At 42.7% G+C, this 12,446-nt stretch carries 10 protein-coding genes; 6 read left to right on the top strand and 4 right to left on the bottom strand.

Going from position 1 to position 12,446, the window contains the following annotated elements; all coding sequences use genetic code 11:
* The first annotated feature begins 5 nt into the window (after positions 1–5).
* Both HY58_RS03100 and HY58_RS03095 read left to right on the top strand, forming a co-directional pair.
* Complete coding sequence (locus HY58_RS03100) at positions 6–338, top strand: hypothetical protein (RefSeq protein WP_156123547.1); 333 nt, start codon at positions 6–8, stop codon at positions 336–338.
* Positions 335–802: a Spy/CpxP family protein refolding chaperone gene (locus tag HY58_RS03095; RefSeq protein WP_039127409.1), complete on the top strand. Its 468-nt coding sequence runs from the start codon at positions 335–337 to the stop codon at positions 800–802. Before HY58_RS03100 ends, HY58_RS03095 begins: the two co-directional genes overlap by 4 nt.
* 13 nt (positions 803–815) lie before the next feature.
* Here HY58_RS03095 and HY58_RS03090 read toward each other — a convergent pair whose 3' ends face one another.
* Positions 816–1,004: a hypothetical protein gene (locus tag HY58_RS03090; protein ID WP_039127406.1), complete on the bottom strand. Its 189-nt coding sequence runs from the start codon at positions 1,002–1,004 to the stop codon at positions 816–818.
* A 21-nt stretch (positions 1,005–1,025) separates the two neighbouring features.
* The gene (locus HY58_RS03085; protein ID WP_039127404.1) at positions 1,026–2,045 is read right to left on the bottom strand and encodes an LD-carboxypeptidase; all 1,020 of its coding nucleotides are present in this window, start codon (positions 2,043–2,045) and stop codon (positions 1,026–1,028) included.
* Positions 2,046–2,091: 46 nt separating this feature from the next.
* On the opposite strand from HY58_RS03085, the gene HY58_RS03080 reads away from it, so the two are divergent.
* Positions 2,092–2,931, top strand: coding sequence for a hypothetical protein (locus tag HY58_RS03080; RefSeq protein WP_039127399.1), 840 nt, complete (start codon positions 2,092–2,094; stop codon positions 2,929–2,931).
* 1 nt (position 2,932) lies between these two features.
* Here HY58_RS03080 and HY58_RS03075 read toward each other — a convergent pair whose 3' ends face one another.
* Positions 2,933–3,703: an NUDIX domain-containing protein gene (locus HY58_RS03075; RefSeq protein ID WP_039127395.1), complete on the bottom strand. Its 771-nt coding sequence runs from the start codon at positions 3,701–3,703 to the stop codon at positions 2,933–2,935.
* A gap of 97 nt (positions 3,704–3,800) precedes the next feature.
* On the opposite strand from HY58_RS03075, the gene metG reads away from it, so the two are divergent.
* The 3 genes from metG to HY58_RS03060 are packed head-to-tail and all read left to right on the top strand — an operon-like array spanning position 3,801 to position 11,099.
* Positions 3,801–5,954, top strand: coding sequence for a methionine--tRNA ligase (gene metG / locus HY58_RS03070; RefSeq protein ID WP_039127392.1), 2,154 nt, complete (start codon positions 3,801–3,803; stop codon positions 5,952–5,954).
* A 42-nt stretch (positions 5,955–5,996) separates the two neighbouring features.
* Positions 5,997–9,746 (top strand): hypothetical protein, encoded by a 3,750-nt coding sequence (locus HY58_RS03065; RefSeq protein ID WP_039127388.1) that lies wholly within the window; start codon positions 5,997–5,999, stop codon positions 9,744–9,746.
* Entirely contained in the window at positions 9,747–11,099 is a 1,353-nt protein-coding gene (locus HY58_RS03060) for a GntP family permease (RefSeq protein ID WP_039127386.1), read from the top strand.
* Here HY58_RS03060 and HY58_RS03055 read toward each other — a convergent pair.
* Positions 11,068–12,396 (bottom strand): glycerate kinase, encoded by a 1,329-nt coding sequence (locus HY58_RS03055; protein ID WP_039127384.1) that lies wholly within the window; start codon positions 12,394–12,396, stop codon positions 11,068–11,070. The genes HY58_RS03060 and HY58_RS03055 overlap by 32 nt on opposite strands.
* Positions 12,397–12,446: the final 50 nt, after the last annotated feature.

Genomic DNA, 12,446 nt, shown 5'->3' with positions numbered 1-12,446 from the left:
TGACCATGACATCCAAAGAGCATACTGAAAAAAGAGTGGAAGAGGTGCTCGGTAGTTTAGACAATGTTCTTAAAGCCGAAACAAAGGCACATTTCTATACCCGACTGAGAAGCAGGATGGGGAATGATGAAGGTGTATGGACAAACCTTGCTGCGTATATCAGCCGCCCAACTGTAGCACTAACCTTTATCGTTCTGTTGCTGGCAATCAATTTATTTATACTATTCAGCAATAAGGATACCCCTCCAGAGGATAGTGTTGATAATATGACCGCCCTGGCACAGGAATACCATTTTGAACGAAATTCCATGATTGACCAAAACACCATTCTGCCATGACCAGTATAAAAAATAAATCTCTTCTGTTTATAATTGGCGTATTGCTGATCTCTAATCTTGTGATGGTAGGTATGTATCTGTTCGGAACTAAGGAACGCCGACCAAGAGTAAGGACCCAAAGATCTCCCATTGAGTTCATGGTGAAAGAATTGTCACTCGATGATAAACAGGCTGCAGCATTTAAAGAAATGCTGGATACAGTAAAACAAAAGAATAAACCACTATTGGATTCCATGAGAACAAGCAGGGAATCCCTTTATAAAAATCTAAAAGCAGAACCTCAACCTGATTCAGTGATCCTTAGCTATGCAAATACAATTGGGAAAATAGAAACAGAACTCACCATCAATAATTATGAGCATTTCCGGAAACTGAGGGCTATGTGCAATCCGGAACAGCAACTGGAGTTGGACACACTCATTCAAAGGATGGGAAGGAGAACTGCAAGAAAAAAAGGCCAATGATTTTTCCCGGCTATTAACTACGCAGGAGACGTGCAGGCAAAAGAAACAAGGCTTTGATTGCTTCGAGTATGCCATCCACTGCTATCCCCAGAATCCGGAAAGGAATTAAGAGGATCCACACGATAGGATACATTATCAAAGCGACAATGGCCAATGGCCAGCAAAGTATAAAAAGGACAAGCCAAACTAATAGTGTCAGCATGCAATAAAAATAGCATAAAAATCATTCCTGAAGAACTGATCCTGTGGCATTAACATCCAGTTTAACCATAGCACCGCATTTCAGGGCAAAATTATTCTTCTGGTGGCCTACCGGGAATTCAAAACAAACCGGGTAATGGCAGTCAACAAGCTTCTCCATGATAATTTGGAAAATGTTCCTGTTGAATTCTTCTTCCGGATCTTCGGATGGCTTGAACTTAAATCCACCTATCACGAGGCCGGCAAGATGATCCAGCTTACCGCTTCTCTTCAGGTTCCAGAACATCCGGTCGATACTGTAGAGATATTCACCGGTATCTTCCAGGAAAAGAATCTTTCCTTTTGTAATGAGGTCAGAGCTTGATCCGGTGATTGATTCAATGGTCTTACAGTTTCCCCCAATCAGTTCTCCTTTCGCTTGTCCATAACGGTTATACTCAGAAGGGGGTACATTGAAATACATGCTTTTTCCCATGAGCAGATCACGGATCGATAATATGGAATCTTTCTGCAACTGGTCTGCCTCTTCCCATATATCAGGAAAGCTGTTACACATTTTGGAATGAATGGAAGCAACACGAACCACGGAGTTCAGGTGAGCATGCAGTACAGTTACATCGCTGAATCCGATAAGCCATTTAGGATGTCGGCGGAATCTGTTGAAATCAATATGATCTATGATCCGAACCAGGCCATACCCTCCTCTTGCACATAGTATTGCATTAACTGAATGATCGTCGAGCAAAGCCTGCAGATCTTCCAGTCTTTCCGTATCCGTCCCCCCCAAAGTACCGTCTCTCCTGCCAATTGAAGAACCCAGCTTCACTTTTAGTCCCCATAAAGAGATCTGCCTGATGGCGGGTTCAAGCTCTTCCAATGTGATATAGCCGGCGGGTGAGCTTATAGCTATGGTGTCTCCTGCTTTCAGGTAGGGCGGCCTTTTCAGGGCCAATGAATTGGGGTCGGGTTCTTTAATGCGGGTAGCAACAGGCAGCGATAAAGCTGCAAAAAAACCATTTCTGATAAATTCCTTTCTTTCCATAGTTAAATGATCCTGATGTTGAGTAAATTACTATAAATAATAAGCCATGAGGCCCGTTTTTCTATGTTTTCTGACCCTCTTCTCCTGCGTTCTCCAGGCGCAGCTGCTGAATGGAACATGGAAAGGGCTCGGGTGGACCTCCTGCGAGTCGGCTTATGTTGAACTTAAACTTGAACAGACCGATAATATAATCAAGGGTGAATCCCTATACATTTTCGCAGATAACCGTTTCCAGCGATATTCACTGGAAGGGAGTTATTCACCGCTTGATTCAGTAATAATTCTCAAAGAGATCAAACTGCTTGGGTCTATTAAACCTGCCATTGACGTGAATTGTTTTAGCATGTACAGTTTCCGTATTTCTGAATCAAGCCTGGGAACCCAACTCAGGGGATCAGCCGAAAACAAATCAAGAGGATTACTAAAGATCAAATGTGCAGATGCAGAATATGAATTAACGAAATTCATTCCTTCACCGATGCCTCTTCCTGGCAGTGCCGCTTTCAATGCCGACGCTGCTTACCTGAAAATGGCAATGGGCCGGTCAGATTTTACCATTCGCAGCCTTGAGATCGACAATGACAGCATCCTTGTAAAACTCTATGATAACGGGCAGGTTGATGGTGATACAGTTTCCCTGATCTTCAATGGCCAACCTATTGCAGTACGGGTTCCCATCACTGCATCTATGAGATCCTTTACCATTTATCCCGACAGGAACCTGGAGGTAAACAAACTTTCTTTCATAGCGCATAACCTTGGCAGTATTCCCCCCAATACGGGTACATTAAGCATGATCATTGATGGCAAACTGGTCCAGGTTTTTCTTTCGGCTGACCTTAGCCGTAATGCCACGATAGAGTTCCGATGGCCGGAGAAAGATTAGATCAGAGCTGAAATCCTAATCCCGACTGGGCGGCACGTTGGTATTTCCTCAGATCAAATTTGTAATAGTAGGGTGATTTATGTGCAACGCCTTCCTTTCTTTCCTCAAGCCTTTTAAGGATTCCAACACCCAGTATCTTACGTTGAAAATTCCTGCGATCGAGTTTGCGGCCAAGTATTGCTTCATATAATTTCTGCAGTTCCGGCATGGTGAACTTTTCCGGCAATAATTTATGTCCGATGGGATGATAATTAAGCTGCATGCGCAGGTAAGCAAGAGCCTCCTGTACAAGATTTGCGTGATCCATCATGAGGGGTGGAAGATTATATACATTGAACCATTCACATGAGGTAGAAAACTCGTCGCTGCTGGGATCCACCTTTTCAAAATCTACCAAAGCATAATAACCAACCGTTATGAAGCGCTCAAACAACCAGCTGCTCTCTGATTGGATACCATATTTCCTGAGGATCTTCTTATTCATTTTCTGGGTAGCCCTATTCGCATCTCCAAATACCCCGAACTGCTGAAGGAAAATATCTGAGAGGTTGGTCCGCTGTTTAAGGATGCGGTGGGCCGAGGCGGCCATGTCTTCGTTGAGCTTTATAAATCCACCCGGCAGGGCCCATCCTTCCGTATAATTGGCCTTTAGCAAAAGCACTTTGAGTTCACTTCCATGAAATCCAAAAATGATACAATCCACCGAAACATTCCGTAGATAGGTGTGGTGACCATTCTCAAAGAGATCCTTTATTTCATCTGTAAAAGCCATCGCCCAAAACTAGCAGATGAAACAGAAAAAATAAACTTTAATATCTGGTACGTAACTTTGCCCTCCCTTCCAAACGAAGACATTAAAGAAATTTAGCATGGAATCACCAAAAAGATATCTTATAACGGCTGCCCTCCCCTATGCAAATGGGTTAAAACACGTTGGCCATCTGGCCGGCTGTTATCTCCCGGCGGATATTTATGTCCGTTACCTGCGGGCGCAGAAAAGGGATGTTGCCTTTATCTGTGGAAGCGATGAGCATGGAACTGCCATCCCCATACAGGCGATGAAAGAGGGCACAACATCTCAGCATATTATTGATAAGTACCACGCCATAATTGAGGAAAATTTCGGCGAGCTTGGAATCTCTTTCGACATCTACCACAGAACAAGTTCTCAACTCCACCATGAAACGGCGCAGGAATTTTTCACTATGCTGAACAACGCCGGAGAACTGGAAACAAGGGAAACAGAACAATATTTTGATGAATCAGCTAAAACATTCCTGGCCGACCGTTACATTAAAGGCACCTGCCCGAATTGCGGGTTCAATGGGGCTTATGGTGACCAGTGTGAAAAATGTGGCACCAGCCTGAGTCCGGATGAATTGATCAACCCGGTAAGTACACTTAGTGGTGAAGCCCCTGTAAAAAAGAAAACAACACATTGGTATCTTCCACTCAACAGGCATGAGGAATTTCTGCGCAAGTGGATCATTGATGAACATGCTAACGACTGGAGAGCCAACGTGGTAGGCCAGTGCAAAAGTTGGATCGATGGCGGTCTACAACCCCGCGCGGTAACACGCGACCTCGACTGGGGTATAAAAGTGCCCTTGCCCAAAGCTGAAGGGAAGGTATTATATGTATGGTTTGATGCGCCTATTGGTTATATCAGTGCCACCAAACAATGGGCACTGAACAATGGCCGCGATTGGGAGCCTTACTGGTATGATAAAGAAACAAAACTTGTGCATTTCATTGGCAAGGATAATATCGTTTTCCATTGCATCATATTCCCGGTGATGCTAAAACTGCATGGAAATATCTTACCGGATAATGTTCCGAGTAACGAGTTCCTGAACCTGGAAGGTGATAAGATGAGTACCAGCAGGAACTGGAAACTGGATATGCAGGATTATATCAATGATTTTGTGAAAAAGGAAAATGGCGGTCCGCAGATGGCTGATGCATTGCGTTATTACCTCACGCAGATTGCGCCGGAAACCAAAGACAGCGAATTCACCTGGAAAGGATTTCAGGATGCGGTGAATAGTGAGTTGGTAGCCATCTTCGGAAATTTTGTGAACAGGGCTTTCGTGTTGATGCATAAGCTCACAAAAGGAAAAGTTCCCACACTTCATGCAGCCATACAGGATGAAACTGATAATCTAATGCTGGAAGAGATCAGGCAATCAAAACAAAGGATCGAACAATTGCTTGAAGGTTATAAGTTCAGGGAAGCGCAGTTTGAAGTGATCGATATGGCACGGAAAGGAAATAAATATATGCAGGAAAAAGAGCCCTGGATAAAAGCGAAGAAACTGACACAGGAAGGAGAAACCGAACCGGAAAGATTACAGCAGGAGATCGATAATTGTTTGCACATTAGTCTGCAGTTATGTGCCAACCTGGCCATTTACATAAATCCATTCCTTCCTAATACAGCACGTAAAATGCTGCATATGATGAAAGTGGTCGACAAAATGCTCGACTGGGAAAATGCAGGTAAAACCAAACTATTAAGTGTTGGTTATTCTTTACGTGCACCGGAATTATTATTCAGAAAAATTGAAGACGTGGAAATACAGGAACAAATTGAAAAGTTAAAGGCAAACAGCATGCCCCCTGATGCTGCAGGAAAGGGCGAAACCACAACTCCTGCTGAGAGTGAGGTTGCAAAAACAATAGTCGCACCTCAAAAAGCAGAGATCGTTTTTGATGATTTCGCTAAGATAGACCTGAAAGTTGGAACCATAGTAACAGCAGAAAAAGTAGAAAAAGCAGATAAATTGCTTAAGCTATCCATTGACCTGGGTTTTGAAACAAGAACCATAGTGAGTGGTATTGCCTTACATTTTAAGCCCGAAGAAATTGTGGGTAAGCAGGTAGTGGTTGTTGCCAACCTGGCCCCCAGAAAAATGCGGGGTATAGAAAGTAATGGAATGATACTTATGGCAGAAGACCAGCAGGGCAAGCTTCATTTTGTATCACCCGACACCGTTATAAACGCGGGTGCAGGAGTGAGTTAAGCGTTTCATTAACGCTTGTAAATTTTATTGTAATTTGTATCCATGGCCAGGCTTAGGAGGAAACAATGGATACTCTATGGTGTTGGGCTGTTGCTCCTCGGCCTTCTCTTATCAGTGGGATTACTTGTGAGATTGCGATCCGTAGCAGCAGCCAAGCAGTTAGTAAAAACCTTATCCGGTGGCGAATACGCCCTGGATGCCAGCGCTATCCGGGTAGATCCTACCAGAATGACGATAAAAGTTGCTCGCTTCGATATTCACCCTGTTCACCCTGCTACGGCTAATAATGAGTTTCGATTTATGGCCGATAGCATATCGCTTAATCTCCGCGATGTATTAAACCTATTATTGTTCAAACGGCTTAATGTTGAATCATTTGCATTAGTTCGTCCAACCCTTGAATTGCGTGTTTATGAAAAGGACAGTATCGGAAATCGTGTACCCATCCCCCTTCACCAACAAGTTTCAAAAATACAATCGGTTTTCTTTGAGGTATTGCAATCACTTGAAGTAAAGAATTGTGATATACGCCAGGCAACCATTGCCTATTACCCCGACCTTAACAATAACAGTAGCCGTTATTTCATCAACAATCTTCACCTCAATATCAATAATCTTCATCTCTTAAAGCGGGTCACAAACTGGAACAATAGCAACAATGAAGTGAATATCCGCTTTGAACTCCAAAATCCCCTTATTGAATATCCTGATACAACCATAAGAGTTAAACTGGATCAGTTGCTTTGGGATAATCAACAACGAAAATTTGAATTGAACGGACTGGGATTCCATAAAACAATAACAACAATAGGAGACAGTACGGGCTTCAGGCTGGAAGGAATTGAACTGGATTCACTGAACTGGAATAAACTACTAACGGAAGGGGTTGTGGAACTCGCCATGCTGAAAGCATCAAAAGGTTTCTTTTCAAGTAATGACTTCAGGATCCGTCGTAAAAAGGACTCTACTGATGAAAAAGAAGATGCCAATCTACTCGATATTATTGGACCTATTTATGTAAAACAGCTAAGTATAGACGATATTGAATTCATCGGCAATTCGCATACTCCAAGAGGAAAAGAAAGTTTCCGTGTGGAAGGCAATGCCTTTGATGTTACGGAACTGGTAGTAGACAAAAACATCCCAAATAAGATCGCGGTAAAGGAACTTCAGCTTAAAGTGAAGGCATACCTCGAATCTGACAGCAGCAAGAATTTTTCATCGGGCTTTGGTGAACTGAATATAAATAAGAATGACCTGGTACTATATGATTATTTTCTTCAGACCCGGCAGAAAAGCATGCTTGGAAATAACCGGATTGATGTAAAACGACTAACGCTCACGGATCTTTCCATACCTGAACTATTACAGGGAAGACTAAAAGCCGATGAATTGATTGTTTCCGGAGCAAATGTAAAATTGCAGCTACAGCAGAGAGAGAACAGGAATAACCGCGTACCATGGCGACGTATTCAACGTGCTATAGCACGAAAACTGGAAATAAATACTTTAAGGATATTGGATGCTGATCTGATGATAACAAAAGAAGACCAGCGATCGGCACTTGTAAAGGCAAATGCTTTTTCTGCAGTAATCAGTGGCAAAAATCTGTTGGATTCACGAACACTGGAAGCACTTATGAATGGCAACAACTCCATTGATCTGACATCATTGGAAATGCAGTTACCCGGAGGATGGGCCAGTATGAAAGGAGTGATTTACCGCAGACAATCTCTATCAGCCTCCTCGGCCCGTGGAAATATGAATAATGGAAATATTCAGTTTAATTTAAAAGATATAGTCGCGGAAAAAACAAATGCAGCGGGTATTATCAGAGGGTCAGAGAAAAACTGGCTGGAAGCATTGGAGATCGGATCGGGTAATATTGATATCACTGTCACCGAAGAAAAAAATTCCAGTGCCACCGGCAATACGCAATATTATACCAACAGGTTTCGGTCAGGTCCACTCAAATTAAAGATTGTTGGTAAGGGAATAAATGTGCTTGCCATAACTGATTCAGTTTCGGCCGAAGATCTGTATGAAGAAGCTGGCAATTTCTCCTGGAAGAATCTTTACCTGAAAGGTAGAACGCTAAACATTCAACTTGAAAATTTAAAAGGTTCTACCGGTGAATATGAGTTAGGTGGTAACAGTGAGAATAAAATCTTGAATGGCAACTGGGAAATTTTTACTGATAAAATCTATGCTTCTGTAAATCTTCCCAACACACGTGTACTACATAAGATAGAAACCAGTAAAGATATACCCCGACAGATTTCCAGATTAATATTTTCAAATCCCCGTGCCGAAATTCACCTTCTGCCGTTAACTGCGCCTACAGATAAAGAATCGTCATCTTCAGCAGTCCGGATACCGGCTATAATCCTTGAAGACCCAAAAATACTTTTAAGTCGTCATGAGGACGGCCAGGAAAAGCAGATAGCAAGTCTGGATGGCGGTTTGATAAATACTGCTACTCTTACACTTGTGGATGGTGAATGGAACTGCGAGAGTATTGATGCGAAGCTTCAGAATTTTAAAGCAAATCCCGGAAATTTTAAAGTTAATTTTCCCCTGTTGCATTTTAAAATGAATGATGCAGGAATACCAACTGGCGAACCATTTAAATCAACGCTGGGCTTTCTCGAGGTTGACAACGCCGCATTGCAGCACCACAAGGGAGCCAATAGCTTTACGCTTGAAGGAATCACAGGAAAGCTCAATAGTGATATGAGATTTAACTCCCATCGTGATTCAATGAAAGCCTTACTGGTAAGCTTGCCGAAAATTGAAGCTACCGTATCTCATTTCTCGCAAAAGAACAAAGATCGAATAACAGATCTAAGGGGATTAGAACTGGATCCCGCTAATGGAACGCTTCGTTTCGACAGTCTTTCGTGGAGCACTGAACTTACCCGGGATGAATTTTTTAGTAATCAACCATATCAAACCGATCTGATCCAATTAAGTAGTGGAAGTGGAGTGATCAATGGCCTGGAAATGCTGCCATCTTCAAATGACACTGTATGGAAAATGAATCGCCTTGATCTTACTAAGTTAAACCTGCAGGTAGACCGCGATAAAAGAGTTCCCCGCGATTCTGTCAGCTATCGCCCCCTGCTTGCAAGAACGCTGCAAAACATTCCATTTCTATTTGAACTTGACAGCATCACGCTGAAAAATTCACTGATAAGGTATAATGAGCTCTCAGAAAAAACAGGTGCTGAAGGAAGCATATTGTTTGCCGACATGGATGCAACAATCCTGAACATCCGGAATAATTCAATGAGGAAGGACGATAGTCTCAAAGTAATTGCCAATGCCAGGTTAATGGATGAGGGTCATATACGTTTCTATTTTAATCAGGCTTACTCCGATAGTTTGCAACGTTTTCAAATGCGTGCACATTTAGGGAAAATGGATCTTAAAAGTTTTACTCCGATGCTGAAACCGCTATTCGGTCTGGAGTTATTAAAAGGCCATGCCGACAGTGTAATTGTGGATGTTAATGGAGATGATCATTTGGCCATCGGAAAAATGCATCTCGACTACCGCAACCTTCGGATTCAGCTTAGCGGGGAAGACGGTAAAAGAAAGGGTGGATTAACCTTTCTTGCCAATACCATATTGCGGAATAAAAATGACAGAACCGCGGCCATTTTCCAGAAGAGAATGCGTGACCGATCTACTTTTAATTTCTGGGGTAAGATCGCTTTAAGTGGCCTGTTAGGCAATCTGGGTTTACAAAATAATGAGAGAAAAATCAGAGCCTATAAAAAGCAAAATTAAATGGCGACAGGCAGCATACTTTTATTAATAATTCTGGCAGCATTAGTTTTCATAGTACTGGCCTGTGCCGTTATGAAATGGCACCCAATGCTGGTTTTGTTAGTGACAGCCTTAGTAACCGGATTAGCCACGGGGCTGGGCCCTGATAAAACAATCACAACAATTTTTAATGGTGCGGGCGCTGTATTTGCGGCAATTGGATATATAATAGTAGCAGGTACTTTATTAGGCGAAGTCCTTGAAAAAACAGGCGGGGCTGCCGGGCTTGCCGATAAGTTAATGGGGAGTGTCAGTAAAAATAAAATCCTTCCTGCAACTGCTGCCATAGGGTTGCTGGTAGGTATTCCGGTTTTTTGTGATTCTGGTTTTATCGTACTAACGAGGCTTGTTCAAGCCATGGCTAATGTTACTGGTCATCCGGCAGGATCGATGCAGTTGGCATTGGCAACCGGACTCTATACGTCACATGTGATTATCCCTCCTACTCCCGGACCAATGGCTGCGGCAGGTAATCTGGGACTTTCGTCTTCACTCGGTTGGGTAATACTGTTAGGAATCGTTGTAAGTATACCAGCCATTTTCACTGGCTTATGGATGGTGAAAAAAATTGATTTTCCTATTGTTACTGATGCTCCTGATCACCGGCCGCAAAAGTCTAACCACAAGAATGCAGGAAAAGCATTGTTTGTTCTTTTACTTCCTTTACTACTTATTACTTCCGGAGTAATCATTCCAACATTAACCAGCAATGATGCATTAATAAAATCCAGTAAACTTCTGGGCCACCCCGCAATAGCTCTCTTCATCAGTGCCATCATCGCCATGGTGCTGCTCGGAGATAAACAAAGGCATGAATGGGCAGAATGGATCTCCACAGCTTTAGTTCAGTCAGGTCCAATCATTCTGATTACTACGGCAGGTGGTGCTTTCGGGGCTATTCTTAAAGCTACCGCCTTACAACAGGAGATAACAAGCTTTCTGGATGGTAGCAACATACCTGTAATTGCGATCTATCCCTTTGCTTTTTTATTAACAGCAATTTTCAAAACGGCGCAAGGTTCCTCCACAGCAGCAATGATCATCTGTTCGGCAATGATCTATCCAATACTTGGGGCCTTCGAATTGTCATTACAACAAAATGTTTTGGTTCTATTAAGTATATCGGGAGGGGCCATGGCTATCTGCCATGCTAACGACAGTTATTTTTGGGTAGTGAACCAATATGGCAAGATTCCTGTCAGAGATATGTATAGGTATTACTCTGTGGCTACCTTATTAATGGGACTATCAGTGATGCTCACCTGCATTTTATTACATTACCTTATTGACTGGTATCAGGCATCCTTATCATAATGACAAGATCCGTTACATTGGTTTGGGTAGCACCCGTTTTGAGCAGTCCGCCACAGGCATCAAAAAAATTATAGGCATCGTTGTTTTCAAGAAAATAACCAGGATCAAGGGCCTTCGCCTTTGATACCTGAAGAATATCAGTTGAAACCATAGCCCCGGCAGCATCTGTAGGACCATCTGTACCATCCGTTCCCGCAGCAAGCAGCACTGGCCAATGTTCGGTATTTTGTTCCTCCAGCCAAATAAATGCTGATAATGCAAATTCCTGGTTACGTCCCCCCTTTCCTTTGCCCTTTAACGTTACGGTAGTTTCACCACCCGCTAGATAGCAGGTTGGCTTATTTATAGATTTTGAATAGGCTTCAGTAAGAAACTTCCGGGCCATCTCCTTTGCTTCACCCGATAGCAGTTGAGGATATATCACAATATCATATCCTATTTCACGTGCCTTATTAGCCGCGGTTGTCAGGGCAATGCCATTGCTTGCAAGAACATGATGGCTTACATTCTTAAATATTCTATCCCCAGGCTTTGGTGTTTCTGCAATAAGACCTGCTATTCCATCATTCAGGCGTTTAAGTATTGATGCAGGCGTTTTGTGGTATAGGCCATAGTTTTGGATAATGGCTATAGCATCTGCGAAAGTGGTAGGATCTGCATGCGCCATACCGCTGGCTATCACGGCCGGATCATCACCGGGAACATCACTAAGCAGAATGCATTCAAGTTTTGCGGGATAAACTACTCCGGCAAGCTGGCCACCCTTAAGTAATGAAAGGTGCTTCCTGACAGTATTCAGCTCCTCAATTCCTGCTCCTGAACCTAATAATAAACTGAAAGTTGTCTGCAGATCTTCAAGGCTGATTCCATCAGGCAGATCTGATATCAATGCGGAAGCACCTCCACTCAATAAGAGGATAAAAAGATCGCCTTCACCCGCTTTTGAAGCAAGGGCTATTAATGCATCTGCGGCTTCTACACTCCTGTAATCAGGAACCGGGTGTGATGCTTCCAATACTTTCCAGGTAGAGCCTGGCAAACTATGATCATCTTTAGTAATAACCAATGCATCACTAACTAATTCTGCAAGAATTCTTTCTACTTCCAACGCCATGGCAGAGGCTGCTTTTCCTGCGGCAGCAACATATATTCTCCTAAAATCTCCATTATTATAATGGGATTCCCCTATTCTGAATCCACTATTATCTTTTTCAATAAAAAGAGGAATAAATACGGAAGGATGGACAGCCATATAGCCCTCCGTAAAAACCGATATAGCATCTCTGGCACCGTTCATTCGGGTAAATTTATAATAAAGCAATTCTAGTTTGAAATTTAAAAATACCT

It is taken from the genome of Flavihumibacter sp. ZG627 (genome assembly GCF_000814325.1).
In the GTDB taxonomy this organism is placed as follows: Bacteria; Bacteroidota; Bacteroidia; order Chitinophagales; family Chitinophagaceae; genus Flavihumibacter.
Note: the sequence above shows the minus strand (reverse complement) of the source record. Positions and strands in the feature narration are given on the sequence as shown.

Bases quoted from the DNA above. Each gene is read 5' to 3' on its own strand.
- HY58_RS03100 (WP_156123547.1), top strand. From the start codon at position 6: ATGACATCCAAAGAGCATACTGAAAAAAGAGTGGAAGAGGTGCTCGGT.
- HY58_RS03095 (WP_039127409.1), top strand. From the start codon at position 335: ATGACCAGTATAAAAAATAAATCTCTTCTGTTTATAATTGGCGTATTG.
- HY58_RS03090 (WP_039127406.1), bottom strand. From the start codon at position 1,004: ATGCTGACACTATTAGTTTGGCTTGTCCTTTTTATACTTTGCTGGCCA.
- HY58_RS03085 (WP_039127404.1), bottom strand. From the start codon at position 2,045: ATGGAAAGAAAGGAATTTATCAGAAATGGTTTTTTTGCAGCTTTATCG.
- HY58_RS03080 (WP_039127399.1), top strand. From the start codon at position 2,092: ATGAGGCCCGTTTTTCTATGTTTTCTGACCCTCTTCTCCTGCGTTCTC.
- HY58_RS03075 (WP_039127395.1), bottom strand. From the start codon at position 3,703: ATGGCTTTTACAGATGAAATAAAGGATCTCTTTGAGAATGGTCACCAC.
- metG (WP_039127392.1), top strand. From the start codon at position 3,801: ATGGAATCACCAAAAAGATATCTTATAACGGCTGCCCTCCCCTATGCA.
- HY58_RS03065 (WP_039127388.1), top strand. From the start codon at position 5,997: ATGGCCAGGCTTAGGAGGAAACAATGGATACTCTATGGTGTTGGGCTG.
- HY58_RS03060 (WP_039127386.1), top strand. From the start codon at position 9,747: ATGGCGACAGGCAGCATACTTTTATTAATAATTCTGGCAGCATTAGTT.
- HY58_RS03055 (WP_039127384.1), bottom strand. From the start codon at position 12,396: ATGAACGGTGCCAGAGATGCTATATCGGTTTTTACGGAGGGCTATATG.